The sequence below is a fragment of the Streptococcus sanguinis genome (assembly GCF_019929225.1).
Classification (GTDB): Bacteria; Bacillota; Bacilli; order Lactobacillales; family Streptococcaceae; genus Streptococcus; species Streptococcus sanguinis_J.
Genome location: NZ_JAHZPA010000001.1, coordinates 502945 through 528928, shown reverse-complemented (window position 1 = coordinate 528928; position 25984 = coordinate 502945). Strand labels below are relative to the sequence as shown.

Below are 25984 nucleotides of genomic sequence, written 5' to 3'. Positions count from 1 at the left end.
ACTACAAATTTGATACTTTATTATATAATGAAGTTGTACAGTTACTTAAATCTTGAGAGTACAAAAACTACAAATGCACCAAGCTATTATGATTATTTGTTGTACAGTTACTTAAATCTTGAGAGTACAAAAACCGTTTTCTTAGTCTTATAAGAGGCCTTTCTGTTGTACAGTTACTTAAATCTTGAGAGTACAAAAACAGAAGCTGTCATCTCATTGCCTGACAACATGTTGTACAGTTACTTAAATCTTGAGAGTACAAAAACTGGGTCAAATGATTTAATTTTGCGCATATGGTTGTACAGTTACTTAAATCTTGAGAGTACAAAAACTGTCAATCTATGACAGTTTTACTGTAAAATGTTGTACAGTTACTTAAATCTTGAGAGTACAAAAACCGTGGTCAGTCATGTCTTGCAGACCTCCAGGTTGTACAGTTACTTAAATCTTGAGAGTACAAAAACCAAGCTCTCGACTTGATATATCTATAATATGTTGTACAGTTACTTAAATCTTGAGAGTACAAAAACCCTCGGAAGTAATCTATGCTTATATGGCTAGTTGTACAGTTACTTAAATCTTGAGAGTACAAAAACTGACGAAAATGGCGAACCTACTCTTCCAAAGTTGTACAGTTACTTAAATCTTGAGAGTACAAAAACTATGGTATGTTGATGACTGGTGGATATTATGTTGTACAGTTACTTAAATCTTGAGAGTACAAAAACCTCAAATGGAAAAATTGTGATTTTTATACTCATATATTGATTATAATGCCTATTGCGATTCCTGTCAATTATAGGTATTCAAAAACTTAATTAATAGCGGATTAGACATCGTAGAACAAATTCTTGGCTTTTTATCGTATTGGTACAAATGATTTATAATTTTCAAAGTAACTATATCTGGAATAGATAAACTAATATGAGCAATATCCTTACTAAAAAGATATGATGAAACTTTTTGTAACGACTCTAAAAAAACCTTTTCATCCGGTACCTCATTAGCAGGATATTGACCAAAAAATCTTTCATACATAAATGAAAATTCGTAAAAGTGTTCTACTAAATCCGCAACAATATTAACATTCATTATATTTTCTTTATTTATATAAATATATCCCTCGCTTGATAGAAAGTTAATAACGTGAAAATTTTGTAAATCCATAGTCATCTCATTCATCTTTTTACAACAATTTATAAACTCACTATAGTTTAAATAACTATCCATGTTATGAGTGATAAGAATTATCTTACTACTGCTTTGACACGCAACTTCTGATATCATGTCTAAAAAGAAGAAAAATTTTGTTTCATTCTCTAAAAATTCAAAGGAGATGTTTTTATTACCTAGACCGAAATAAGGTAGAAAATTTTTAATAATTAGTTGCTCAGGGTTAAAATACTGGCTTTCAGTGTGATATTGAACTTCTCCAATGTGAAGATTAAGTCTTTGATTCACACTACTTGAAATGAGGTCCAATTTGTCATTAATCGCATCAATTAGTCCCATTATTTCAAAATCATTTAGCTTACTTTTTAAATAATCAAAGGAAACTGTACCTTTCTTATAAGCCATTTGTTCGATTAAATCTTGTATATCTGAAATTGAAATAATCTTATAATCTGTTCTTTTCAAAACACTTTCGTCAGAAATAATTACTGGCTCATTTTGCTCAAAAAGGCTTAGGTCTTCTATACTATATTTTTTTCCATTAAAATACCAGATTAGTATTTGCCAAATATAATATTTCAACTGTTTATTTTCTCCTATTATTTGAGTAAACTTTCCAAAGTTTATTGATAAATCTTCTCGATAAGGATGCGTGAATTTCCATTTCATATAACCACCATTTTTTTATCACTAACTACTTCTTCTTGTTTAGTTTTGCCACCAATGATTAGAACCATTTCAGAAAACTGTTTTTCTGTTACAGCTAGTAGACGAACATTACCACTAGGTAGATTACTTTGTTTTAGTTTTTTGTAAAATTTACTAGCAAAACTACGATTAGGACAAGTTCGATAATATACGGAAAACTGTAGCATTTCAAAACCATTTGCAATCAATTCTTTACGGAAATTACGGTAGCTTCGCTTTTCCTGATTAGTTTCCATAGGAAGATCAAAAAAACAAATCAATCTCATCGCTTCATACCTCATTTTATTTACTCCATTCCAAACTCGAGACAATCGGACAATAAAATTTTGTTGTATCTTTGTCCGCAATACATTTGATAAATCCTTTTACATATTTATCCATAGCTCCAGTTACAGTGCAATTTTCCTTACCATAACGAATCTTTGCATTTAATAAATCCGTTAAAGCTAATCGGAATTCATATTTTAAATAGTCTTCTTCTCTTAAATGTTGATAAACCCATACATCAATAATCTGCCTGAAAGGTTCCATCAGATCATCTACTAGATTAAATTGATTGTATTCATTTTTGTGAAAGATTCCAATCAAGGGATTTAATCCATAACCAGCCACAATCCTTGCCATTTGAGCTCTCATAATCGCATAACCATAATTTAAACCTGCATTAATAACATCAGCTTCCTGCTGGGTTACGCGAACAAATTTTTTACCAAATAATTCATTAAAATAAACTTTAGCTGCATGTCCTTCTCGATTAGTTTTATCACCTAGTTCAATATGATCTTTATAGTCAGCCAACAATTGAATACAAGCTAAATCTTTCTCAAACATGGCTAACACATCCTGCTGATTATTAATCTTGAAATAAGTGATAATTTGCCAGAGCTTGTCTTTTTGCTCCTGCGTCCAAAGCAATTGTTCTTGTAGTCTCTTATAAGCTCTGAAATGCCCATTTTGAGAATGATAGATACCAGTTGGCAGATGCTCATTGTCACAAACTACCAAAGCAATATTGTATTTACTTAGAGCACTCAGTAAACGAAGTGTAACAACTGTGTCTCCACCCTCTGCTACTATGATAGAAATATCGCTCAAAGGAATGGTATATTCTTCTCCCATCTTTTTAATTAAGAGATTATCTAGTTTTAATCTCATTTTTTCACTTTGACATACATGTACAATTCTCCAAGTCATCAATTTCCCCTTTAAAATACGAAAACACCCCGCCAAGAGACAGGGTGTTGATTTCGGCATGAAGCCTTATCTTTGTAGCTTCTGCAAGATTTAAGTAACTGTGTAAGGCGTCCCTTACGATTATTATTATAATATATTGCAGAGCTAATTGCAACTCTTTTTAAAGATTATTTTAAAATTCGAGTTTTGGAGCATCACCCTCTTTTTTGATGAAACGTTTATTCCCTAAAACATCTGTTTGAACTTTGTAAATGGAGATATCCGCTTTATTTAAACCTTTCAAGCATTGTCCTCCTTTGGCAACATTCCCAAATAAAGCCATTAGGGGCTGATTCCCCTCAAATTTAGCTTTATCATAGGGTTTCAATTCAACATAGTGTTTTTGGTTTGGCATAGTTCTAGATAAAAACCTAAACATTTGTTGTTCCTTAGTCTTTGTATCCTTAATTAAAAGCAAATCATTTTTATATAAGGTAAATTTGAATTCTGATTGTTCGCTTACTCCTTCTTTTTCTTTGATTTCGTAATATTTATCTAGAGTTATAGAATAGTTCCCACTTCCCTTTTCAAACTGTAAATCAGCATATTTCAATCCTAATAATTCATATTTTTCAGTCTCTGGATTAAAATAGACATCTGTACGCCATGGAGATAAAGATTGTAATATAACCTGATTCTCACTATTATCTGGTGTAATATCTATATGATTCCCTAATTTGTTATCATAGTATTTCAGACTCTTAATTTCTGGACCTTTTCCTTTTTTACTATATTTTCGAATAGGACCATTTTCCTGTCTATATTTCTCGAAGGGATTACAAGCAACTTCTTTTCCATTTTCATTTTGTTCCCTATCAGGATACGTTTTTAAAATCTCCTCAATGACCTTTTCAAAAGTTAGTGAATCCTTATGGTACATCAGAAATTTACTTTTATCCTTTTTATAAAGCTTTATGAAAGCATCATAACCTGTTTGAGAATATATATCCTTAATCTTACCCAATACATAAGTTTCTTCCGACTTATCTTTACCTAATTTCGCTTTTCTAGTTGCATAAATCGTTGCATCAGAAATCTTACGATTATATTTTGAATCCACTTGATAGGAAAATAAAATACTATCTTCGAATTTTTTACTGCTTAGCGTATCAACAAAATGATCATAAGGGGCTCTAAATACTAATTCTTTGTACTCATCTTCAGTGAATGTAATAATCTCTCCTGTTTCAGAATCCACAAATTGGTTATCCTTGTAAGAAAACAGAGGATTATTCCGCTTTTTCCAAAGTCTTAATTGACTGGAGGCCGCGATAATTAGTGCATCGACTGCATGATGGTGATAAGTTTCACGCGATTTGTCAATCCGCCACTTTCTTCTAAGTTGAGAAGTAAATTGTCCGCGCACCACTGAAATCTTGGTATCAAAATCATTTAATTTATAAAAATCCTGAAGAGCATTTAGAACTACTCGAGAAGAATAGCGAGTATCAACTAGATTGCGCTCAATAAATTTTTGTTTGACTTCAATTTTGTTAATGTCTTCCTCATTCAGCAAGTAATCTTTCTTTTTATTACTGAGTACTTTAGAGGCTTTGACATAAGATTTAAATTCTCTATATGACCAAGAATCATCCATACCATCCAGTGCTTGAAATGGTGTACGCTGTCCTTTCTCTTGATTGGCTGTTGCTAAAACTAGTACCTTATTTGCTAAACTATCATCAAATGAAAGAGAAAGAGGCAAAATATGATCAATCTCATATTTATACTGATTTTCAATCAAATCTGCTATCGGTATATTCTTCCCAGTATAAAGACATTTTTCTCCCTGCTGATGCCAAAGACGAATTTTCGTAGCCAATTCTTTATGCCCGTGAAAAATACTATCTGGTAGTTCCTTTTTTCCATTATATTGATGAGCAGCTTTTTCCATTGCAGCGTTTTTTTCATCTTCATTAGCTTTTTGGCGTTTTACGTAATCTTTCTTAGCTTCTTCTTCATTGTTTTCACGAGCCATTTCAATCACGATATTATCAAAGATACCATATTTCTTTGTAGCAAGATTTATGATTTTAATTGCTTGTCTGACTGACTTAGCAACTACTGGATTGTAAATTTCTTCGGTCAATTCCTTCTCATCAATATACTTAGTTCGTTTAGATTTTGCCTTTGTCTTTTGTTTACCCAATCGTGTAAGGATTGTCATCTGCTCTTCAGATGTTTCATAAAGCTCTGGAATCAACTCTATCATCAATTTGATTGAAAAATTATGCCAACCTTTTCCAAATAAGGAGCTATTAGACTTTCTAAATGAGACTAATTCACCAATCTGATCTTGTTTAAATTCTCCTTTAATAAATGACGCTTTAATCGCTTCTTCGATTCCTTCACGTTCTGTATTGAGTGTAAGAATATGAGCCAGCTCATCTAAAACTTCTCTAGATAGTTGCTTAACGTCAACCGTTTCCAATGTTTGCATTTTTCGATAAATATCAAAAGTATGCATTTCTGGTTTTTCACTTTTATCAATTCGATATCCCTTAATATCGTCCACTGACGCGTCAATCAATTTTGCTATATACTTCAATAAAGTAGCGGCACCTAAAGTTTTAGCCCCTTTTGCATACTCAATAATCTGTCTCTTCTGCTCCTCACTGAGCTTCTTAGTTTCTGTTGGAACAGTCAGATTGTTCAAATCATTGAGTAAATTAAATTCCTGTGCCGTGTAAGAAGCTTTAGCAGCTCTGTATTCCTCTGGATAAAAGGTACATTTCCCAATCAAAATACCAAAAATATTATCCAAAGTTGTTCCATCTGTTCTGAAGCGTCCATAATCCGTACGAGACTTTTCATTCCCTGGTCCATGGTAATACTTACGTTTTCCAGTTAAAATCGTTAAATAAGCCTGAATAAATTCATCAGTGATATCTTGATTATAGTCTTGCTGCTTTGTCAAGATTCGCTCTGCTTCTTTTTTATAAGCCGAGGTCGAAAACACGTTAAGCAGACGGTGTTTTTCTCCATTTTCTTCAATGGTAAAATCACCTCGAACCTGTCCGTATTTCTCAAAACGTTCCAGCTGAATCTGTCCTGGTGTTTTATCTGCGAGCAGCTTTCTATTTTCTTCAACAGCCTTGCCATATTCTGAGGAAGAAGACTCACCGTCTTCATTAGCGTCGTCAAGATAACTAATCCCTCTCCTTTTGACAATATTTTTCAACGCAATGAATAATTCTTCATTAGTTAATTTCTCAATTAGTCCCTTAACTCGTAATTCATAAGGATTTAAATTGATAGATACTTTTGAAAAATCTGTTACAAGCTCAGCATCCCTAAATAAATCAGCTAGACGAACTTTTCGATGTTTCTTTCTGCGTCCTAATCTCCGACCTTGGCGAAATCCTCGTCTCTCAACATTGCTGTCAGCAGTAGCCGCTGGGAAAATTCGTGAACTGGCATGAATAATTTCACCAGATTCTTTGTCTATAATTCCCACACCCACAGAAGCTACACCGATATCTAGCCCTAAAATTTTTCCATTCATAACTCCACCTCATTACACATTATATTAATATCATTGTAAACTTAAAAACTCAAAAATTCAATAGATAATGAGTATTTTTGTCACTTTTTACTAAAAAAACGCTACAGCTTTTGCTGTAGCGCTCATTTTTCATTCTTCAATATCTCCATATCTGCAGCTATGAAGAATGATATTACTCTCGTAACTTGGGAATGGCGACAAACCATCTGTTTTGAGTTTTCAGAAGTCTACACCCACCATTTAGAACAACAAAAAGAAAAAATCATAATCAGATAAGAAAGACTTTTGAAACTTTTGGGGCAGATTAGGGCCGACTATAACAAAAACCCCTGTAAATCAAGGGTTATTGTTAGGATTTTATGTCCCCTGCCGGAATCGAACCAGCAACTACTCCTTAGGAGGGAGTTGTTATATCCATTGAACTAAGGGGACTTAGAGAAAAACTCTGCCCAACGACAGAGTCTTTCTAAGATTAACGGCGAATTTCTTTGATACGCGCTGCCTTACCTTGCAATGCACGAAGGTAATACAATTTAGCACGACGGACTTTACCGTAACGAACGACTTCAATCTTGTCAACACGTGGAGTGTGGATTGGGAAAGTACGTTCAACACCGATACCGTTAGAGATCTTACGAACGGTGTAAGTTTCTGAGATACCAGCACCTTTACGAGCGATAACCACACCTTCAAAGATCTGGATACGTTCGCGACTTCCTTCGACAACTTTCGCGTGAACGCGGACAGTGTCACCAGGACGGAATGCAGGGATGTCAGTACGAAGTTGACCTTCAGTCAAACTTTGGATTAATGGATTCATTTTTTTCTACTCCTATCTTACTAATCTTAAGGTTCAAGACCGCAGCGGATTAGCCGTTTTTTGTGCTTCCATTAGGCACAAACTATATTATATCAAAATTTCTAAAAATGTAAAGATGTTTAAATGAAAATTCCTAAAAGAATCGCTAAAAATCCGAGGATATAGGTCAAAGCCAAATAGAGAACAAATTTCTTTCGCTCCGAAAAGAGCTCTGCCAACTCATCATTCAAGGTGGAAAAGGTCGTCAGTCCACCACAGAAGCCTGTTGCTAAAATGACATAAAGCTGCTTGTCTTCTATATGATTATAAAAATATCCAATGAAAAAAGCACCTAGCAGGTTTGCCAACAAAGTCCCAAGCGGCAGAGATGTTCTGCTATTGACCTTGGAGAAAACATAACGCACAAGAGCACCAGCGCCGCAGCAGATTAACATCGCCCATATCATGCCTTCACCTGCTTTCCAGCCCATAAGGCGATTGCAAGGCCACCACCTACACTTAAAACTAGATAGATAAGAAGCTCCGTATAACGCCCTGAATCTGCTAGTTTGATACTGTCTAGCAGAAGACCAGAAAAAGTCGTCAAACCTCCGCAAAAACCGGTCGAAAGCGCTAGAATTAGACGCTGGGACTTAACTTTACTGCTAAGATAGCCCTTGATAATATAGATTAGCAAAAAAGTTCCCAAATAATTGACCAGTAAGGTACCTAGCGGAAATGAGTCAGCAACAACTAATAAAAGAGCTATCTGATAACGCAGCCATCCGCCTACCATCGCAGATAAAGCCACAGCTATCGAATTCTGTACTTCTTTCATTAGATATTTTTATTCTGAAATTCACGCGAACGTTTTAAAATGTCAGAAAAGGTCGCAACAATAGTTTCTTTGTAGCTCTTGTTTTCTACCTTATCCGCAACTCTGGCGAAAATCGCATCTTCTCTCTTACTATCCAATACAGCCGTACCCGTTAATTTTTTTAAAGCCACGACTTGGTCGACCAGATTCATGCGTTGCTCCAGTAAGGTAACGATTGCATCATCAACTTGATCAATTTCCTGTCTGATTTCTTCTAACGTCATCTCATTCCTCCTTATATTCTATCTATCATATCAAAAAATAGTAAAATTTTCTAGTTTAATTCTAAATAAAAAGGTCCAATGGACCTTTTTAACCAACTGAGCCTTCCATACTCATGTTGATGAGTTGGTTGAGTTCGACGGCGTATTCCATTGGTAGTTCTTTGGTAATGGGTTCCATAAATCCGTTGATAATCATAGCTGTGGCTTCTTCTTCGCTTATTCCTCGGCTCATTAGGTAGTAGAGCTGGTCCTCAGATACTTTGGAAACCTTGGCTTCATGCTCTAGCGCGACATTTGAATTATGGATTTCATTAAAAGGAATGGTGTCAGAACTGGATTCACCATCCATGAGAATGGTATCGCACTCGATATGAGATTTGGAACCAGCACTATTCTTACCAAAGCGGACCTGACCACGATAGTCTGTCTTTCCACCATCCTTGGCCACTGATTTAGAAATTAAGGTACTGGATGTCTTAGGAGCATTATGAAAGACCTTACAACCCGCATCTAAGTGCTGACCATAGTTGGCAAAAGACATAGATAAAACAGAAGTCCGTGCATTGCGGCCATTAAGAATGCTACAAGGATATTTCATATTAACCTTACTGCCTAAGTTCCCATCAATCCACTCTAAGGTGCCACCCTCCTCAACAATCCCCCGCTCGGTTACGAGGTTATAGACATTGTCCGACCAGTTTTGAATGGTTGTATAGCGGAAAAAGGCATCCTTTTTGACAATGATTTCGACATTTGCAGCATGAAGACTATTGCTTGTATAGGTCGGTGCTGTACAGCCCTCGATGTACTGTATAGAACCGCCCTCCTCGATAATCATCAAGGAGCGCTCAAACTGGCCGGCATTTTCACCATTGATTCGAAAATAGGTCTGAACAGGAACTTGGCACTGGACGTTCTTGGGCACATAGATAAAGGTTCCGCCAGACCAAACTGCGCTATTAAGCGCAGAAAATTTATGCTCAGCGTTTGAAATCACAGTACCAAAATACTGCTTGACCAAGTCCGGATATTCCTGAACAGCCGTATCAGTATCGGTGAAGATAATCCCCAGCTTGGCAAACTCTTCCTTCATATTGTGGTAAACCACTTCAGATTCATACTGAGCCACAGCTCCAGATAGGAACTGCTTCTCAGCTTCTGGAATTCCCAAGCGGTCAAAGGTTTTCTTAATCTCTTCTGGGACTTCATCCCAACTGCGAGCCCGATCTCCGCTTAGCTTCTGGTAGTAGATAACATCATCAAAGCGAATCCCTGACAAATCAGGGCCAAAGTCGGGCATGGGCAGTTTATGAAAGAGTTCCAAGGAGCGCAGACGATAGTCCAGCATCCACTGGGGCTCATTCTTGATTTCTGAGATTTCTCGAACAACTTCTTCTGTCAGGCCTTTACCAGTCGAAAAGAGCGGCTTGACATCATCATGAAAGCCAAAGGCATAGTCGCGTTCTTTCATAGGAACTCCTCCTTTATCTGACGGATAGCGCTTACTTACATTATACTCCTAATCATGAGAATTGTCAGAAAATAACATTTTCGCAAAACAAAAACGGCCGCAGCCGTTTTCTCTATTTATCACTTTAAACTTTATTAACCAAGCCTTCCGCAAAAGCTTCTAAACGTGCAATATCATCATCTTCCGCAGATAGATCCACTTTAACGCTTTCTGCACCATTCGTCGCTCCTGTAGCAGCAAAGGCAGCATCAAAGTCATCGACAGCCTTGCAGAATTCGTCATAGAAAGTATCGCCCGAACCGACCACCCCATAGACCTTGCCAGACAAATCCAAACTAGACAAGTCTTCGTAGAAGTCCATCATCTCATCAGGCAACTCACCGTCACCATAGGTGTAGGTTGCTACAATCGCAATATCTGCTTCCAAGAAATCTTCTGCATCGACAGTGGTGCACTCGTCCACTTCAACTTCTACATCCAGGTCTCTTAGCTTATCCGCCACAATATCAGCAATTTCCTCGGTGTTTCCAGTCATGCTGGCAAATACAATTTTCGCTAAGGTCATATCTTCCTCCAAATTCTAATCTGCTCTCATTATATCATATCTTTTTTATTTTAAAAATAAAAACTCTTATGCTACAATGGGTAAAGAAAGTTGACGAGGTTATTTATGACTCTTTATCATGATATTTTAAGTAAGATCAAAGAATACGATACTATTATTATCCACCGCCATATGCGGCCAGATCCTGATGCTCTTGGTAGTCAGGTCGGACTGCAAAAGCTGCTTCAGTACCACTTCCCAGAAAAGACAATAAAAGTAACAGGCTACGATGAGCCCAATCTCATGTGGTTGGCACAAATGGACCAAGTTGCAGACGAAGAATACCAAGAGGCCCTAGTCATCGTCTGTGACACTGCTAATACAGCCCGCATTGATGACCAACGCTACACGACAGGCGACTTCCTCATCAAAATCGATCATCATCCTGATGATGAGGTTTACGGAGATATGTCTCTAGTTGATACAAGCTCTAGCAGTGCCAGTGAGATGATTGCTCTCTTTGCCTTTGAAAATAACTTAGACTTGAGCAAGGAAGCTGCAGAACTCCTCTATGCTGGTATCATTGGCGACACCGGCCGCTTCCTTTATCCTTCTACTAGCGCCCGCACATTCGAAGTAGCTGCCAAGCTGCGTCAATACGATTTCGACCTATCAGCCTTGTCTCGCAAAATGGACTCTATCAGCCGCCAAGTCGCTAAACTGCAGGGCTATGTATATGAGCAGTTGGAAATAGATGAAAATGGAACTGCGCGGGTCATTCTGCCTCAGGAAGTTTTACAAGCCTATCAACTGACCGATGCTGATACAGCAGCCATTGTCGGAGCACCTGGACGAATCGAAGAAGTCGGTCTGTGGGCTATCTTTGTTGAGCAGCCAGATGGTCACTACCGTGTCCGCATGCGCAGCAAGGTTATTCCTATCAACGGTATTGCTAAAAATCATCACGGCGGTGGACACCCCTTAGCCAGTGGAGCCAATGCATTTTCAAAAGAAGAAATAGAGCAAATCTACACCGAGATGAAAGAATTGGCAAAAAAGTAAGAAATTAGTCTAAAAGTCTTGTCAAATCAATCAGAATTTGATAAACTATCAAAGTAACTAATCTATGGCTCGCAAAGAGACCATGGCAGAAAGGAAATTTTTGTAAAATGAGAAAAGATATTCATCCAGAATACCGCCCAGTTGTCTTCATGGACACTTCTACTGGCTACCAGTTCCTTAGTGGTTCAACTAAGCGTTCAAACGAAACAGTTGAATTTGAAGGGGAAACTTACCCATTGATCCGTGTAGAAATTTCATCAGACTCACACCCATTCTACACTGGACGTCAAAAGTTCACTCAAGCAGATGGACGTGTGGATCGTTTCAACAAAAAATACGGTCTCAAATAATCATAAGCACCAATCGGTGCTTTTTTTGTACTCAAAATTTCTTTTCGCCTTTTTAAACTTTAAAATCTGTCCACAACCGCCACTTTTGCTTCCTAGTTAATTCAACAAAAAACTCCAAAAGTCAGACAATTAAAATCTAACTTTTGGAGTGTGGTTTATATGCAACCAAAGATTAAGAGCACAGATGTTTAAGAATACAATTCCTTATTATTTATAGCTGTAGGCCCAGTAGTAAACACCATTTCCGTCTACAACTGTCGCTACTGCCCCTTCAGTTACGTTAGGATCAAGAAGCAATTCTCTCAGACCGCTGTTAGCCCATTTCTTAACGACAACAGATGGATCTTCATCGCGACGTCCAACAAAGCCTGAGCTATCGTATTGACGTGAGATTTCATTTACTTTTGGAAGTGCTTGATTTTGATAAATATCTTCTGACCATGTCAACTCTTTCAAGCCTTGAGCTTTACGCTCTTCATTGATTTTAGCGAAAGCTTCTTTAGCTTTTGAAACATAGTCATAGTTTGTATCGTTTGTTGCTTCAACACGGTAAACAAACTTAACATAACCAAATTCTACATCACTGTATTTCTTGTCCTCAACGCCACTCTTAAGGTTTGCAATCAAGACATAATCCTTAGCATATGGGTTTTCTTTGGTTTTTTCAAAGATTTCTGGATCTTCGATTTCCCATTCAACTTTGGCATCCCATCCTGCATTATCAAGGAACTTAGGATTCATCTTTTCGATAACGTAGTTCTTGAACTCTTCAACGTTCTTGAATGGCAGCGGCTGACCAGCTTTAGCCGTTGTCACTAGGTTAGTTGAGTACAATTTCACGCTAGAGTCTTTATCACTGTACATGTATTCATCATCAGCAGTGTTTTCGTGAAGTTTTGGATCAAGAGCTGGATCGTTTGGATCAGTCATACCTTGAAGTTTCCATTTGTCACCAAACCATTTCCAATATGGAGAATAGCCATTCGCTTCTGAGTCAGATGGTATACGGTAATAATGGGTAGAACCATCAAAGTAATAGTTAGGATCTGACTCAAGAGCCTTGTCACCTGGTTTTCCACTTGGGTAGATAATTTTTGGAGCTCGTCCATTTGGTGCCCAAGTCAAGTGTTCAAGACCTTCTGCTGGTTTTTCAACATATGGCGGAATTTGATCTTCACTTGGTTTATCAGTTGTTACCAAACCAGGAGTCTCTGGTACAGCAGGTCTTGTTGGAGTTTCTGGTTTTGGTTCTGCTGGTTGCTCTGGTTTCGGAGCAAATGGATTGAGGTCGCCTTCTGCACCGTTAATTGGAGGATTTTCTGGCAAATCAACACTTGGTACCTCTGGTTTTGGTTCTGCTGGTGTAGTAGGCTCATCTGGTTTATCAGTAGGAGCTGGCGTTGGTTGTTCTGGTTCCGCTGGAGTCGGAGTTGGAACTTCTGGTTTTGGTTCTTCCGGCTGACTTGGAGTTGTTGGATTAGTAGAGTTATCAGTAGAATCCTTAACAAACACCCACTTGCCATTTTGATAGTAGTAATAGTCGCCATTATCCAGCACATAGTAATGATAACCATTTTCATAACGATAATGTGGATCGTTTTCCAGGTTGTTATTGGATGTGCTGTTATTGTTAGTATTTGTCAGTGGTTTCCACTCACCATCACGATAGATACGGTAAGAACCATCTGTCATACGGTAGTAATGGTTACCATTCCAGTAAATATAGTTCTCATCATTTGCCAGATTGTTGTAGTTATTCCAACCATTATATCCGTAGTTGTTGCTATAGTTATAATTCCAGTTGTTATAGCCTGGATAATAGTTATTATAACCATAGTTATAGTTATTATAGCCATAATTGTAGTTATTGTAACCATAGTTGTAATTGTAGTTATTGTAACCATAGTTATAATTGTTGTAACCATAGTTGTAGTTATTGTAACGGTAGTTGCGGCTGTTACGGTAATTATAGTTGTTATAACCATAGTTATAATTGTTGTAACCACCATTCCAGTAATTATAGCCTGGTTGATAGTAGTTATAGCCATAATCTTGAGCCTGAGCATTATTCGCAAGAGCAATTGCTGGAATAATAGCCGCAGCCGCTACAACAGATCTTGATAAGAGTCTGAAACGATTGTTCATATTAATTAAACCTCCAAAGTGACCAACATCACTTTATTTTTTGTGGGGGGAATTTATTTTTTGTGCACAACTTCATAAAAAAGAATTTCACGAAATACTGCCAGCTGACAGTTGACTGCTCCATCATTATCAAACGCAAAAAAACGAATCACTAGTTAGTGAATCCACCTGATTAAAGGTTGCACATAAATGTTTTTATAACATTTGATTTAGAAATAAAGAAATCAATATGCTTGAAAATACTTTTTTATGCATATCTCACCCTCAAGACGAATTATAGCACAAGAAATTTTTGAATGCAAGCATTTTAGTTAACAAGGTGTAAATTATTTTTATGGGTAATTTTTTATAGTTCGTCTTTTTGTTTATTTTTCTGTTTTTTAGCTTTAAAAATCTATAAAATATTCTTTTTAACGAACCAAAATAATAGAAAAAAGTTTATAATTTGGTTTACACTATGTAAATTATTTTTGTTGTTTATTTATAAAAACTTCTCACCCTCTCATTTCGATTTTTTGTTTAAGTTTATTTTAAGCTTATCTTAAGCCTTTTTTAAGCTTATCTTAAGTTTGTTTTAAGAATCAAAGAATCTGTTTATGCATTTCTTGCTTATGGGTTTTTATTTACAGAAATGAATAAGCGTTAAAAAGTAGTAAAAAATACTAGAAGCATTTATTCCAGCTTCTAGTATTTTGAATTTATTAATATTTTAGTTGTTTGATAACCAAGAGGTGGCTATCTTCCTCCCCGACCAAGCTGTGTGGCTCATTGGGCTCCATCGTCAAAAAGGAGCCTGCCACTAGCCGCACAGTTTGTTCTCCAGCAGAAAAGCTCACATCTCCCGACAAACAAACAACTGTTACTAGTGCATCAGCACTGTGCTCTGGTACTTCTTTTCCTTTAGCAAGATGCAGATGATGGATGATTCTGCCTTCTTCTTGCACAGGTGTTTCTGCAAAATCATTATTGGGATTGGTAACAAAAAATTTCATTTTCTTCCTCCTTCTAATGGATGATGTGACTACTGATCTTCATAGCCTCCACCAGTAATGCCGAAATATTCTTCTAAAGATTTGCCTGATTGAGCAATTTCCTTGGCTTCTTGACCAATATAGCGCAGATGCCAACTTTCAGGCATATAGCCAGTTGAACCTTCCTTACCCTCTAGATAGCGAACGATAAAACCGTATTTATAGGCGTTATCTAGAAGCCACTGACTGGCTCCAGCTTCTTGTACGAGATTGCCATTCTTGTCAATCAAGTCAAAGGCCAAACCAGTCTGGTGCTCGCTGTAGCCTGGTCGAGCCGAATAGCGGTCTGCAGCGGCTTTGCCATCTTGATTGACATAGTTTTGATAGAGCTCAGTCTGAGTGTCATAGCTACGGAAACCACTGTATTGGTCGCTAATGGCATAGCCTTGTGCCTGCATGTCTGCAATCAGTTTGAGCAATTCTGCTTTAGCAGTCGCATTCTCACCTGGGTTATAGGAAGCTGACAAAGGATAGTGTTTGTTGACAACGAGAATTTCATCATATTTCCCTTTGATACTGTAGTAGCTGCCGTTATAAGAAACATTTTGATCAAGAGTTTTGGCCTCGTGATTTTGCTCCTTTTTAGTATCAGTGCTTTCTGAAGATGTTGTCGTATCTTGGTTAGAGTTTTTATCTTTTTCCGCATCTTGTTTCTTAACTGTACTAGTTGAGCTAGCCGCTTGTTTATCAGAGCTATCTCCAGTAGTGTCTTTACCAGACGAACACGCGCCTAGAACAAGAACAGATGCTGCAAGAAGAATTAGTTTACTGTATTTCATTGTCATAATATCAACCTTCTGAAACTTCAAGATTATAGATTACAAAAGAATCCCCACTAGGTTTCAAGTAATAAGTCTTATTTTTACGATTTACACTATTTGGAGTGTTATCGACATAGTGGACTGTATAGTCCTCATATGTTGTCACGATATAGGAACCATTTTCTTCCTTGATTTCGCGGATATCCAAAGCTCCTGGCTCATAATAGTTAATTTTTGCTTTCTTAACACCACCACCAGTGGTCCACTCAACCATTTCTCGATATACTGCACTAGATGTATCGTAGTATTGAGAATAGTTGTTGCTTCTGTTAGAAACAGAGCTGAAAACAGCACTGCGGTAGTCATTAAGGAAAGTAGAGACTTTTGCCTTTTGAGCCTCAACCTTTTTCGCTTCTTCGTTCTTTTCTCTAATTTTAGAAATTACTTCCTTAGGAAGCGATAATTTCACATTCGTGGTATCATCTTCCACAACCACTGTCTCTTTATTGGTAGTAAAGGTAGTATCAGAGATAGTAAACTTGGCATAAATTTCAAGTTCTTGATAAGGAACAAGCTGCAACTCAGAGGTCAAACTGCTACCACTTTCTTTACCATTAACAACGATTTTAATATCTGTTGCTTTTGAAGTTTCAGAAGGCATCGTAATTTTTAGCTGTTTCTTTTCAGACTTGAGTTCCAGTTTGATTTCATTATCTTTAGCCGTAGCTAAATCAAGCTGAACCTTACTCTCTACATCTCCAACATCTGTCTTACCTTTGAGTGTAAAGTCTTGTTTGATAAAGTGATATTCACCCAATTCAGTGTCTGTATTTTTCTTAAGAGTAATAGTTTTCTTCTCACCAGGTTTAATGGTAGCATTATCCAAATTTGTATTGACTTTAACTTTGACTGGATAGGAAACCATCTGATATTCCTGGAAAATACCAAATTTCTTACTCTTTTCAGTAACACCTAAAATCTTATTATTGTTGTCATCAATATAAGCAGATTTGCCATTTGACTCAACAATGTTATCGAGCTCAGTTTCGAGATTAATCTCCTGGCTCTCTAGGTGCTCAACTAAAGCTCTTGCTTCAGCACGTGTCCACTTATCGGTTTGAGTAGAAAGAAGACTTGCAACCTCATCGAAGTCTTTACTAGAGACGGCTTTTGCAAAATGGTCTGTGACCACTTTTACTCCAGTTATAGAGTTTAGATAGAAGAATGCTCCAATCAAAGCGGCAACTAAAACGGTTGGAGCCCCAATCATGATTGCTTGCTTCTTTGATATTCTCTTTTTAGCCTTTTTTACCGGTTTCTGTGGTAATTGTGAGTCGAGTAGTTCAGACCGAATAGGCAAGTTAGAGAATCCTTGACTCTTAGCTTCTGTAAATTCTTCTTTGGTAGGTTTTCGACCAATATTATTTTCAAAAGCTTGCAGCCAATTCTTACGAAGTTCTTCATATTGACTAGATTCAAACGCGCCTTGCTTCTCATCTTGAGAAGAGGGTTGAACCGATTCTTCTGTGACAGAATCTTCAGAAGGTATCTCCTGAATAATATCTTGATTATCAGAAGCTTCATCAGTAGTATTTTCTACTGATGAAGTATCTGTGGTTGCTTCCCCCGCTTCACCTGCAATCTCCTTAATCTTTTTTGGATCAAAGTTAGATTGTTTGCCGGCTTGGAACTCACTTGCAGTTGGTTTTCGACCAATTACTTTTTCAAAGAGATCAACCCATTTTTCTTTTGTTGCCATAAATCTCCTCCAATTATTACATCATTATGATACTAGCTAGTAGAGAAAAAGCGATAAAAGAGAAGATAATTGTAATCACACCATTGATAATAATGGCCAATAGATATTTATAAAAAGGATCCATAGAGTTGTTTGTCTTGGAATAAATCAAAGCAAAGGTCGCTCCAACTCCAATTAACAAAATTCCAATCCATGTGAATAAAAGGGACAATTGAATGACTCCTAGTAGAGCAAATAGAGCTGAAATAGCAATAAACGGAAGAACTATAGCATACAGTCGGCCGTACCAATCAAAAGCCTTATTAAAGGTAAAACTCCCATCCTGATAGACCAAACGCTTCACAACAAAACCACCTAAAATAATAGAGAAAAGGAAGAGAGCCGCTGCTATCAGGGAAACAAAAAAGACTTTGAAATTAAGAGACGGAACAACATCATACAAACTAAGACTGTATACCCTAAACATATTGATGATACTGTAAACGTTGGAATTTGCGACAATAGCAAAAAAGAACACTGTCAAACCTAGAGATAGGTAGCCATTCACCTTACTGCTCTCAACTTCAGATGTCGGTGATTTCCAAGCTGAAACAAGCCAAGCCCAGAAACCCTTCATTGTTTTAGAAAACTCGCTGGGTTGAGGAGGTTGCTGACTGTAATAAGCCTGCGGTCCTTGTTGAGGTATTTGTGAATTGAACTGTCCTTGCTGCGGGTTGTTCTGATAAGCTTGCGGACCAGAAGACTGAGGCTGTCCAGCAAAGGGGTTCGCTTGCTGAAATCCTTGTTGCTGATAAGCTTGTCCCTGATTAGCAAATTGAATTGGATTTGCTTGTTGCTGAGGAACTTCTTGATATTGTTGAGAAGCCTGCTGAGCAAAAGGCTGTTGGAAGTTTTGCGGCTGTTCAAAGCTTGATGAAGCCGGACTAGCTTCACTAGAGGCTTGCTCCGCACTTACCTGTTCAGCTTCAACAAATTCCCCGGCAGCCAATGCTTGGGCAATTTCTTCCTCTGTAGCCGAGCGTCCATTAACGGCCTCAAAATATTCAAGCCAATCTTGTTTTGACATAAAATATCTCCTATCTATAAATTATTATACTACTATAGTATACAAAAAAAGGGCCGGAAATTCAATCTATTCCGGCATTTGCTCTTCTTAATCGCTTGTCATATCGTCAATTTAGCAGGAAAAGCTTCCACTCCTCCTTCGACATTGATTACTTGGTAACCCTTAGCTTCCAAAAATTCGCAGGCACGCGCTGAGCGTCCGCCTTTTTGACAGATGATATGGTAGGGGATTTGTTTATCTAATTGCCCATAATTCTCCGCCAAGCTGCTGAGAGGCAGATTCAGAGCTCCAGAGACATGTCCAGCTGTAAATTCGTCCACCTCGCGAACGTCAATCAACTGTAGTTCTTCTGCCTGTAATTTGTCATATAAATCTTTCGCACTAATTTTTTGCATCATTTTTCTCCTATTCATTCATAATCACGATTTTTCCAAAACCTGCCGTCCCTTCGATAAATGCATGAGCTTTGGGCACTTGCTCTAGGGAAAAGACACGCCTTGGTGTAACATTGACCTGATAGCGGTCAATGTAGTCAAATAATTCATCCATCAAATCTTGGCTCACATGAGCTGAGTGGAAACTTGTCAGAAAACTGTTGTTTTTAATTTCTTCAATTGGGTTGAAGCCTGCCAGTTCCCATTGCCCACCTAAGAGGCCGGTCACACAGATAATCCCACCCTCTGCGATATGGTCAAAAGAATCCTTGACAGTTGCTGGACCGACCAACTCCAGGATTTTATCAAACTTCTCCTCTGTTTCCAGTCGGCCATCCTGGTCTATAATGATATCGTCGTAGGCTTGGTGCTTGAGTAGAAACTGTTTGGAACCGCTATTGACCGAACCCACGATATGTGTGTCTGGAAACTGTGCCTTGACCAGACGAGCAAAGGCCAAACCGACACCGCTAGTGGCAGCCCGAACCAAAATCTTGTCATTATGCTCAATGCGCAGATTTTTCATAGAACCTAGGGCAGTATAATAGGTCTCTGGCACTGCAGCCAGCTCTGTCCAGGTCAGGTTGGTCTCGACTGTATAAATTTGGTCGTTCGGCAGGAGGACATACTCGGCATAAGAGCCGTCAAAAGCTCTCCCCATTTTTCCCATGATGGAAACCACTTTCTGATCGACCTCTAAATCTGCTCGAGTCGTCTTGGCCACTTGGCCAACACACTCAATACCTAAAATCCGAGGAAAGGCGACACTAGGCGATAAACCCTCACGAGTAAAAATCTCCGATCGGTTAATCCCAAACCCTCTGACCTTGACCAAGGTCCAGCCTTCTTGAAGTTGTGGAATCGGTCTTTCTTCCAGCAGAAGTTTTTCTGGACCACCTGCTTCGTAAATGACTATAGCTTTCATCGTTTCCATAGAATCACCTCGCTTTCTACCAAGTTTAGCATTCTAAGCTTAGACTTATCAAAAAGTCAGTCAGATACTTCTGAAAATCAAACTGAACTTTGACAAAATCATTGGCTGACTGTTTGAGAATCTCCTGAGGGAAGCACGTTGCAGGATATGCCCTTCATCCAAAATCAAGATAGAGGTACAAAGACGCTAGCAAACGAGTGATAGCAATTCGCTAGGTTTAATCACCCGAAAGAGCAGCTGGATAGTACTACTCTATCTCAGCAAAACAGTTAGTTAAAGCTCCAGCACTTGGTAAGAGTAGCCTAAATCTTTCAGAAACTTGAACAAATCCTCTGTAGAGATAAAGATAGTCTTTTCATTGGTATTAGGATGGAAAGTCATGCGTTCTTCGTCAATAATCTCTTTATCAAAATAAACTTGAATATCTCTTTCCTCATTGTTAAGCAGACCAAAAGGCGATACCGTTCCTGGTGGCAACTGCATTTTTTCAAAGAGAGAATCCGCTGAAGCCATACGAATACGGTTAGCTGAAACCAGCTCTTTAAACAAATCCATATCCAAACTCTTCTTATCATCCATAATCAGAAGGTAATACTGAGTTTTCTTCTTATTGGTCAAGAACATGGACTTGGTTCGAACACCTTCCATGCCTTCAATATAGCCATCTGCCTGCTCTGTCGTAAATGCAGGTGGGTGCTCCACCACATCAAAGGTGATCCCCAACTCTTGCAACTTGTTAGCTACTTGTTGATAAGCATCCATAGTTTTTTCCTTTATTGATGAATAATCTTTTGTACCAATGCTTGTAAGTCTGGCACCACTTCTGCCTCAAACCAAGGGTTTTTAGCCATCCAGATTTGGTTGCGAGGCGATGGGTGTACCAATGGAAAAAAATCAGGTAGATAGTCTTGATAATGCTGAACTGTCTCGGTCAGCTTGATATTTCCTTTTTGATGCAGATAGTATTTCTGTGCATACTGACCAATCAAAATGGTCAGCTCGATATCTGGCAAAAGCTCTAAAATCGGCTGATGCCATTTGTTCGCAAAGTCCTTACGAGGCGGTAAATCACCAGATTTCCCATGTCCTGGAAAATAAAAATCCATGGGCAAAACTGCAAAGTAGCCAGAATTATAAAAGGTATCTTCGTCAACTCCTAACCACTCCCGCAGACGGTCACCACTCTTATCTTTCCAGTAAAGCCCTGCCTCTTGAGTTTTCAGCCCCGGCGCTTGACCAACAATGTTAATTCGAGCATTCTTTGGTGCCGCAAAAAGCGGTTTGATTCCTTGCTCCGTAAATTCCTTATTTTCTGGGTCGGCCATGATGGCCTTAGTAATATCATCTAATGTATGCATAGCAGCTCCTTGCAAAGAAACTCATTTGGCAAGACCAAACGAGTTCTTCTTTTTTATTTGATCAATTCGTAGATAGCTTCTGCGTAAATGGCCGCAGCACGGAAAAGGTCTTCTACATCTGTAAATTCATTGGCTTGGTGCATAGTGTTGACATAGCCTGGGAACATGGCGCCAAAAGCCACACCGCGCTTCAAAAGACGGCCAAAAGTTCCGCCACCAATAACTTGCTCGTGTCCTTTGAGACCCGTTTGTTTTTCGTAAACACTCAAAAGAGTTGCTACCAACTCATCATCTGCTGGGACATAGTGCGGAGTATGTCCATGTTCAGACAAGCTCACAGACACAACACCAGTAACTTTTTCAAGACCGGCCTGAATTGTTTTCGGATCAGTACCTTGAGGGTAACGGATGTTCAGAGCAATGGTATTGTCAGCCTTGGCACTGTCAAAATGGAAAACACCAGCATTCATGCTGAGAGCACCCATTTTAGCATCTGTATAAGCAATTCCTAACTTCTCACCTGTAAAGTCCTCATGCATAACTTGAGCCGCAACTTCCAGATAAGCCTTGGCGTCACCAGCAAAGTCAAATTGGTTGAGGAAGAGAGCTAAATAAGTTGCTCCGTTGATACCATCCTCTGGTGTAGAACCATGAGCTGATTTCCCAATAACTGTCACTTCAAGAGCGTCTCCATTTTCTTTTAGACTAGCTGAAACCTTGTGGGCAGAAGCAAAGTCTTGTAATTTCTTATCCAATTCCGCTGCATCAACTGCTGCTGTAAAAATAGCTGTCGCTGATTCTGGCACCATATTCTCACGAAGTCCGCCAATGAAGCTTTTGAGTTTAAAGCTGCCATCATTACTGTTACCAAAGTGGAGATATTCTGTGATATTCCCTTTTTCACCGTTAATGATTGGGAATTCCGCATCTGGTGAGAAGCCAAAGTCTGGCTCAGGTAGGCCAACATGCTTGAAATAATAGTCCATGTCTTGCCAACCGGATTCCTCGTCTGTCCCCACCACAAAGCGAACGCGCTTAGATACTGGTAAGCCCAGGTCTTTGATGATTTTTAAACCATAGTAACAGGCCATGGTTGGACCTTTATCATCAGATGAACCACGCGCATAAAGTTTGCCATCAATAATTTCAGGTTTGTAAGGATCTGTATTCCAGCCACTCCCGGCAGGGACTACATCCATGTGGGCAAAAATCCCAAGTTCTTCCTCACCCTCACCAAAAGTAAAGTGACCAGCATAATTGTCCACATTCTTGGTTTCATAACCATCGCGTTCAGCAATTTCTAAAAACTTATGCAGAGCTTGAACAGGACCAAGTCCAAAAGGATGTTCCTTGTCTGCCTTGGAATCATTGCGTTCTGAGTTGATTTCCAAAAGACTGAACAGGTCAGCTAAGAGAGCTTCTCTTCGTTTTTCAACTTCCGCTTTAAAATCAATTGTCATTATTTCACCCCAATTTCCAATTCGATTTAAATCAATGTACATACGAATTAAATCAAAAACATAACTATATCAACGTTTCTCAATGATTTCATCAACCGGCAAACGATAACTAGGGTCTAGTTTTTCATTAGTATAACCAACCGTAATTAAGAGTTCTGGACGAAAACGCTCATCAATTTCCAAAACCTCATTAACCTTAGATTTATCGAAACCTAAGATAATGTTAGATCCGATACCTTGGTCAGTCAGAGCCAGAACAAGATTCTTAGCCACCAGACCAGCATTGAGAGCTAAATAATCACTCTTTTGCTGTTCACTATAGCGAGCAAACTCAGCAGGCAGATTCTGCATGTAAAATTGAAGCTGCTCATCAGAGAAATTCTTAACTCCAGCCACACGCGCAATCTTGCGAGCCCGCTTGGGCAAATCTGTATCCGTAAAGAGAGCAATGGTCACTGGTGCTTCCTTAATCTGGTCCACATTTCCACCGAAAGCTGTCTCTGCTAGAGCTTGATTATGCTCCCGCACCACAACAAACTTCCATGGCTGGCTATTGTGAGCACTAGGTGCCAAAGTCGCAATCTCAATCGCTGTACGAACATCCTTTGGATCCACGGGTTTGTCATTAAAATGCTTGGTTGCATGACGCTTTTTATTGAGTTCTAGAAATTTCATAAGTCGCATCCTTTTCTAAATATACTAGCTTCATTTTATCATATTTTGTAAGAGTTTGCAGAAGTTTTTCACAGAGGAGTTTTTCATTCCTTCGCAAATAAGCTCAATTTTCAAAATATCAACCAATATTACCAGCCAATTGAGCAATCAATAGAATATGTTCATAAATCTTTACCCTATTTAAATGTTTTACATCTTTAAAGCCACCTAAAGCTAATAGAGAAACAAAACCAAAACATTGGGAATAATCAAGAGGACCATATTTCTCTATCGCTTCATGATAAAGCGGTAGATCAAAATGTTTTGTAATATGATTACTATCTATAAATTTCAAAAAATGAGTAAAGTTTTTTATCATGATATTAAAACTGCCATTTTTGTATTTAATAATTCCCACATATTTGTTTTCTTCCCAAGTTATGATGTCGCCAAAACCTGTCACAAAAATTGGAATGGAAATATCCCCTCTGAAATATGTCTCCCTAACCAGTTCAAGATACTCATCTGGATTAATCACCTTTAGGAAACCGTCTAAAAAAGTCCCCAGACCATCTTCTCTCCATATTTGAACTAGTTCTGCTGGAACTTGATTCTTATACTTCTCAATGATTTCTTGGGGCATGACCGCCCCTTTAATAATATTTTTTAACATCTCTTCTAAAAAATTAATCTTCCGCAGCAATCTTCAAAAATGCTTGCTTAAAATCTTCATACATTTCAAAAGCGATTTTCATGACATCCCGAAAATCTACATAATCGGAAATAATGGGATCCATTATCTTATTTTCCGGTGAAGTTAGTAATCTTATAATTGTAAACAAATTAGTTCCTAGCAACACTTTTTGGTTTGAATCTTTTAAGTCCCAAATCAATTCAACCATTCCATATTCCAAAGAAAATTTAAAACCGAATTCATATTGACCATTTTTTTCCTTTTTTAACGAGAAAAAATACTCTTTCTTATTAAATTTCACTTCATAACCGAATGAATTGATTATTTCCATTAAAAAATCACCATCATAATAATCTAAAGCTTTCTCTTTAGGAGTTCTACCCCTACTAAATTTATTGGACAATGCTTCATATCTCTCTACAAAATTTATATTTTGCAAAGCTTGTTCAGCTCTAGTATCTAATTTCATCTATTTATTCCTCAGTAAATTGTAATTCTAGGGTGTACTTTGGACATATTATATCACAACCAGATAATTGTGTAATCAATAGAAATCTAGTATAACAAAAACTTTTGAAAAATGAGAAAACCATCCATTTGAATTGGATGGTTTCGTTTTATGTATATCAATTATATTCATCATGCTTTAAAAAAGCTATCTACCAACTCTAACTTAACAATCATTTGCTCACGACTTGCAAATTCAGCAATTTCTTCTTAACAAATTATTATCATTTCCAAAATATTTAAAAGACACATTACAATTCAATTAGTCCCAATTTCCCCAATTCGTTGAGAGCAGCAATTTTTGAAAACGAGTGATTATTCCCCACAAATTCTTTTATCTCTCCAACATATTTATATAAATTTGAGTTTATTTCTTCTAAATTTTCAATAAATATGTCTAATAAATTTGAATCTATATTTTCCAAGGCGGAAGGTAACTGTGTTTGTTGTTCAAATAAGTACGCCTCCTTAGCAGTTGCACCTATCGCATAGCTGATATTATCCCATAAAGGAATATTAGATTCATCATTATCTAACTGCATGTAGATAAAAATTCCATTAAAATCAGTTCCATCATCTAACAGAATATAAAGATCTTTACCTGACTTATTTTTGTTTTCTAAAAAACTCCAACATTCATCTAAAGCAGTTCGAATTTGAGTTTTATATTGTGTTTTTATTTGAGCAAAAATTGCCTCTGAATAAGTTAGCATAAAGCAAAGTTCAACTACTCTCATATCCTTATCTTTATCCTTCGAAAAGAAATTTAAAATAATGGGCAACAACTTTATCTTTTAAATACTTCTCATCCTGGAGTGAGTTGTTCAATTTTGATAATTCTTTATACGAATTGATTAGGTTTTTATAATTATCAAAATAATCTTCTAGTGTTTCTTCATCCACACTCTCAATGGTCTCAGGAAAATATTTTTCACCAGTAGTTTCATAAGAGTAGTAACTAACTAAAGCAAGGAAATTCGCGATGCAACTCCAAATAGCAGGATTGGTCTCTTTATCTAACTCAAAATAAGTTAAAATATCTTCCTCATCAATGTTTTCCAATCTACTATACAATAAGTCTGGATCAGACTCACTAATTCTATCAATAGATTTACTTGTGAGTTCTAATGTTTTATGTACATATTCCTTATAGTCTAGGTTTTTTATATACCTTTCTAGAGAATCCGTTAATTTTTGCATAAAATGTAAAAGATTAAGACTTAATTCCATTTCTA

General features: G+C 37.6%; 27 protein-coding genes, 1 tRNA gene and 1 CRISPR repeat array (1 of these 29 cut by a window edge). Of the genes, 2 read left to right on the top strand and 26 right to left on the bottom strand.

What is annotated here, in order from left to right; genetic code table 11:
• A CRISPR array of direct repeats spans positions 1-728; the repeat unit is 36 nt; unit sequence GTTGTACAGTTACTTAAATCTTGAGAGTACAAAAAC; it reaches 561 nt to the left of the window's first position.
• 64 nt (positions 729-792) lie between these two features.
• The 11 genes from csn2-St to K1I80_RS02630 form a co-directional block, all read right to left on the bottom strand.
• Entirely contained in the window at positions 793-1842 is a 1050-nt protein-coding gene (csn2-St, locus tag K1I80_RS02680) for a CRISPR-associated protein Csn2-St (RefSeq protein ID WP_223312976.1), read from the bottom strand.
• The gene (gene cas2, locus K1I80_RS02675) at positions 1839-2162 is read right to left on the bottom strand and encodes a CRISPR-associated endonuclease Cas2 (protein ID WP_223312977.1); all 324 of its coding nucleotides are present in this window, start codon (positions 2160-2162) and stop codon (positions 1839-1841) included. Before cas2 ends, csn2-St begins: the two co-directional genes overlap by 4 nt.
• 1 nt (position 2163) lies before the next feature.
• The gene (cas1, locus tag K1I80_RS02670; protein ID WP_223312978.1) at positions 2164-3075 is read right to left on the bottom strand and encodes a type II CRISPR-associated endonuclease Cas1; all 912 of its coding nucleotides are present in this window, start codon (positions 3073-3075) and stop codon (positions 2164-2166) included.
• Positions 3076-3247: 172 nt separating this feature from the next.
• On the bottom strand, positions 3248-6619 hold the full coding sequence (gene cas9, locus K1I80_RS02665; RefSeq protein WP_223312979.1) for a type II CRISPR RNA-guided endonuclease Cas9: 3372 nt from the start codon (positions 6617-6619) through the stop codon (positions 3248-3250).
• Between the two features lie 360 nt (positions 6620-6979).
• Positions 6980-7051 (bottom strand) — tRNA-Arg (locus tag K1I80_RS02660).
• Positions 7052-7091: 40 nt separating this feature from the next.
• Positions 7092-7439, bottom strand: coding sequence for a 50S ribosomal protein L19 (gene rplS / locus K1I80_RS02655; protein WP_002900259.1), 348 nt, complete (start codon positions 7437-7439; stop codon positions 7092-7094).
• Between the two features lie 119 nt (positions 7440-7558).
• Positions 7559-7885: a fluoride efflux transporter CrcB gene (gene crcB, locus K1I80_RS02650; RefSeq protein ID WP_223312980.1), complete on the bottom strand. Its 327-nt coding sequence runs from the start codon at positions 7883-7885 to the stop codon at positions 7559-7561.
• The gene (gene crcB / locus K1I80_RS02645; protein ID WP_223312981.1) at positions 7882-8256 is read right to left on the bottom strand and encodes a fluoride efflux transporter CrcB; all 375 of its coding nucleotides are present in this window, start codon (positions 8254-8256) and stop codon (positions 7882-7884) included. Before crcB (K1I80_RS02645) ends, crcB (K1I80_RS02650) begins: the two co-directional genes overlap by 4 nt.
• Positions 8256-8519: a chorismate mutase gene (locus K1I80_RS02640; RefSeq protein WP_223312982.1), complete on the bottom strand. Its 264-nt coding sequence runs from the start codon at positions 8517-8519 to the stop codon at positions 8256-8258. Before K1I80_RS02640 ends, crcB (K1I80_RS02645) begins: the two co-directional genes overlap by 1 nt.
• A gap of 88 nt (positions 8520-8607) precedes the next feature.
• A complete protein-coding gene (gene sufB / locus K1I80_RS02635; RefSeq protein ID WP_002895377.1) occupies positions 8608-9990 on the bottom strand; it encodes a Fe-S cluster assembly protein SufB in 1383 nt (460 codons plus the stop codon).
• Between the two features lie 124 nt (positions 9991-10114).
• On the bottom strand, positions 10115-10555 hold the full coding sequence (locus tag K1I80_RS02630) for a flavodoxin (protein WP_223312983.1): 441 nt from the start codon (positions 10553-10555) through the stop codon (positions 10115-10117).
• A 105-nt stretch (positions 10556-10660) separates the two neighbouring features.
• Here K1I80_RS02630 and K1I80_RS02625 point away from each other — a divergent pair, with 105 nt between their 5' ends.
• Positions 10661-11596, top strand: coding sequence for a DHH family phosphoesterase (locus K1I80_RS02625; protein ID WP_223312984.1), 936 nt, complete (start codon positions 10661-10663; stop codon positions 11594-11596).
• A gap of 107 nt (positions 11597-11703) precedes the next feature.
• On the top strand, positions 11704-11946 hold the full coding sequence (locus K1I80_RS02620; RefSeq protein ID WP_002895374.1) for a type B 50S ribosomal protein L31: 243 nt from the start codon (positions 11704-11706) through the stop codon (positions 11944-11946).
• Between the two features lie 207 nt (positions 11947-12153).
• Here K1I80_RS02620 and K1I80_RS02615 read toward each other — a convergent pair whose 3' ends face one another.
• The 15 genes from K1I80_RS02615 to K1I80_RS02545 form a co-directional block, all read right to left on the bottom strand.
• Positions 12154-14091, bottom strand: coding sequence for a CAP domain-containing protein (locus K1I80_RS02615; RefSeq protein WP_223312985.1), 1938 nt, complete (start codon positions 14089-14091; stop codon positions 12154-12156).
• 701 nt (positions 14092-14792) lie between these two features.
• Positions 14793-15083 carry a cupin domain-containing protein gene (locus K1I80_RS02610; protein ID WP_002895366.1) on the bottom strand — a complete coding sequence of 97 codons (291 nt, stop codon included), beginning with the start codon at positions 15081-15083 and terminating at the stop codon, positions 14793-14795.
• A gap of 29 nt (positions 15084-15112) precedes the next feature.
• A complete protein-coding gene (ldcB, locus tag K1I80_RS02605; protein WP_398578175.1) occupies positions 15113-15907 on the bottom strand; it encodes an LD-carboxypeptidase LdcB/DacB in 795 nt (264 codons plus the stop codon).
• A 4-nt stretch (positions 15908-15911) separates the two neighbouring features.
• Complete coding sequence (locus K1I80_RS02600) at positions 15912-17642, bottom strand: TcaA second domain-containing protein (protein WP_223312987.1); 1731 nt, start codon at positions 17640-17642, stop codon at positions 15912-15914.
• A 16-nt stretch (positions 17643-17658) separates the two neighbouring features.
• A complete protein-coding gene (locus K1I80_RS02595) occupies positions 17659-18708 on the bottom strand; it encodes a proline-rich domain-containing protein (protein ID WP_223312988.1) in 1050 nt (349 codons plus the stop codon).
• Between the two features lie 98 nt (positions 18709-18806).
• Positions 18807-19121, bottom strand: coding sequence for a rhodanese-like domain-containing protein (locus tag K1I80_RS02590; protein WP_223312989.1), 315 nt, complete (start codon positions 19119-19121; stop codon positions 18807-18809).
• Positions 19114-20076 (bottom strand): zinc-binding dehydrogenase, encoded by a 963-nt coding sequence (locus K1I80_RS02585; RefSeq protein ID WP_223312990.1) that lies wholly within the window; start codon positions 20074-20076, stop codon positions 19114-19116. Before K1I80_RS02585 ends, K1I80_RS02590 begins: the two co-directional genes overlap by 8 nt.
• A 273-nt stretch (positions 20077-20349) precedes the next feature.
• Positions 20350-20838, bottom strand: a complete 489-nt coding sequence (locus K1I80_RS02580) for a prolyl-tRNA synthetase associated domain-containing protein (RefSeq protein WP_223312991.1) — start codon at positions 20836-20838, stop codon at positions 20350-20352.
• 11 nt (positions 20839-20849) lie between these two features.
• Positions 20850-21434, bottom strand: coding sequence for a uracil-DNA glycosylase family protein (locus K1I80_RS02575; RefSeq protein WP_223312992.1), 585 nt, complete (start codon positions 21432-21434; stop codon positions 20850-20852).
• Between the two features lie 53 nt (positions 21435-21487).
• Positions 21488-22894 (bottom strand): dipeptidase PepV, encoded by a 1407-nt coding sequence (gene pepV, locus K1I80_RS02570; protein ID WP_223312993.1) that lies wholly within the window; start codon positions 22892-22894, stop codon positions 21488-21490.
• Positions 22895-22963: 69 nt separating this feature from the next.
• Positions 22964-23569 carry a nitroreductase family protein gene (locus K1I80_RS02565; protein ID WP_223312994.1) on the bottom strand — a complete coding sequence of 202 codons (606 nt, stop codon included), beginning with the start codon at positions 23567-23569 and terminating at the stop codon, positions 22964-22966.
• A gap of 118 nt (positions 23570-23687) precedes the next feature.
• Positions 23688-24221 carry a T6SS immunity protein Tdi1 domain-containing protein gene (locus tag K1I80_RS02560; protein WP_223312995.1) on the bottom strand — a complete coding sequence of 178 codons (534 nt, stop codon included), beginning with the start codon at positions 24219-24221 and terminating at the stop codon, positions 23688-23690.
• Between the two features lie 13 nt (positions 24222-24234).
• Positions 24235-24711, bottom strand: coding sequence for a hypothetical protein (locus K1I80_RS02555; RefSeq protein ID WP_223312996.1), 477 nt, complete (start codon positions 24709-24711; stop codon positions 24235-24237).
• 289 nt (positions 24712-25000) lie between these two features.
• Entirely contained in the window at positions 25001-25486 is a 486-nt protein-coding gene (locus K1I80_RS02550) for an Imm6 family immunity protein (protein WP_223312997.1), read from the bottom strand.
• A 10-nt stretch (positions 25487-25496) separates the two neighbouring features.
• Positions 25497-25979, bottom strand: coding sequence for an Imm6 family immunity protein (locus K1I80_RS02545; RefSeq protein WP_223312998.1), 483 nt, complete (start codon positions 25977-25979; stop codon positions 25497-25499).
• Positions 25980-25984 lie beyond the last annotated feature (5 nt).

Bases quoted from the DNA above. Each gene is read 5' to 3' on its own strand.
- csn2-St (WP_223312976.1), bottom strand. From the start codon at position 1,842: ATGAAATGGAAATTCACGCATCCTTATCGAGAAGATTTATCAATAAAC.
- cas2 (WP_223312977.1), bottom strand. From the start codon at position 2,162: ATGAGGTATGAAGCGATGAGATTGATTTGTTTTTTTGATCTTCCTATG.
- cas1 (WP_223312978.1), bottom strand. From the start codon at position 3,075: ATGACTTGGAGAATTGTACATGTATGTCAAAGTGAAAAAATGAGATTA.
- cas9 (WP_223312979.1), bottom strand. From the start codon at position 6,619: ATGAATGGAAAAATTTTAGGGCTAGATATCGGTGTAGCTTCTGTGGGT.
- rplS (WP_002900259.1), bottom strand. From the start codon at position 7,439: ATGAATCCATTAATCCAAAGTTTGACTGAAGGTCAACTTCGTACTGAC.
- crcB (WP_223312980.1), bottom strand. From the start codon at position 7,885: ATGATATGGGCGATGTTAATCTGCTGCGGCGCTGGTGCTCTTGTGCGT.
- crcB (WP_223312981.1), bottom strand. From the start codon at position 8,256: ATGAAAGAAGTACAGAATTCGATAGCTGTGGCTTTATCTGCGATGGTA.
- K1I80_RS02640 (WP_223312982.1), bottom strand. From the start codon at position 8,519: ATGACGTTAGAAGAAATCAGACAGGAAATTGATCAAGTTGATGATGCA.
- sufB (WP_002895377.1), bottom strand. From the start codon at position 9,990: ATGAAAGAACGCGACTATGCCTTTGGCTTTCATGATGATGTCAAGCCG.
- K1I80_RS02630 (WP_223312983.1), bottom strand. From the start codon at position 10,555: ATGACCTTAGCGAAAATTGTATTTGCCAGCATGACTGGAAACACCGAG.
- K1I80_RS02625 (WP_223312984.1), top strand. From the start codon at position 10,661: ATGACTCTTTATCATGATATTTTAAGTAAGATCAAAGAATACGATACT.
- K1I80_RS02620 (WP_002895374.1), top strand. From the start codon at position 11,704: ATGAGAAAAGATATTCATCCAGAATACCGCCCAGTTGTCTTCATGGAC.
- K1I80_RS02615 (WP_223312985.1), bottom strand. From the start codon at position 14,091: ATGAACAATCGTTTCAGACTCTTATCAAGATCTGTTGTAGCGGCTGCG.
- K1I80_RS02610 (WP_002895366.1), bottom strand. From the start codon at position 15,083: ATGAAATTTTTTGTTACCAATCCCAATAATGATTTTGCAGAAACACCT.
- ldcB (WP_398578175.1), bottom strand. From the start codon at position 15,907: ATGACAATGAAATACAGTAAACTAATTCTTCTTGCAGCATCTGTTCTT.
- K1I80_RS02600 (WP_223312987.1), bottom strand. From the start codon at position 17,642: ATGGCAACAAAAGAAAAATGGGTTGATCTCTTTGAAAAAGTAATTGGT.
- K1I80_RS02595 (WP_223312988.1), bottom strand. From the start codon at position 18,708: ATGTCAAAACAAGATTGGCTTGAATATTTTGAGGCCGTTAATGGACGC.
- K1I80_RS02590 (WP_223312989.1), bottom strand. From the start codon at position 19,121: ATGAATAGGAGAAAAATGATGCAAAAAATTAGTGCGAAAGATTTATAT.
- K1I80_RS02585 (WP_223312990.1), bottom strand. From the start codon at position 20,076: ATGGAAACGATGAAAGCTATAGTCATTTACGAAGCAGGTGGTCCAGAA.
- K1I80_RS02580 (WP_223312991.1), bottom strand. From the start codon at position 20,838: ATGGATGCTTATCAACAAGTAGCTAACAAGTTGCAAGAGTTGGGGATC.
- K1I80_RS02575 (WP_223312992.1), bottom strand. From the start codon at position 21,434: ATGCATACATTAGATGATATTACTAAGGCCATCATGGCCGACCCAGAA.
- pepV (WP_223312993.1), bottom strand. From the start codon at position 22,894: ATGACAATTGATTTTAAAGCGGAAGTTGAAAAACGAAGAGAAGCTCTC.
- K1I80_RS02565 (WP_223312994.1), bottom strand. From the start codon at position 23,569: ATGAAATTTCTAGAACTCAATAAAAAGCGTCATGCAACCAAGCATTTT.
- K1I80_RS02560 (WP_223312995.1), bottom strand. From the start codon at position 24,221: ATGTTAAAAAATATTATTAAAGGGGCGGTCATGCCCCAAGAAATCATT.
- K1I80_RS02555 (WP_223312996.1), bottom strand. From the start codon at position 24,711: ATGAAATTAGATACTAGAGCTGAACAAGCTTTGCAAAATATAAATTTT.
- K1I80_RS02550 (WP_223312997.1), bottom strand. From the start codon at position 25,486: ATGAGAGTAGTTGAACTTTGCTTTATGCTAACTTATTCAGAGGCAATT.
- K1I80_RS02545 (WP_223312998.1), bottom strand. From the start codon at position 25,979: ATGGAATTAAGTCTTAATCTTTTACATTTTATGCAAAAATTAACGGAT.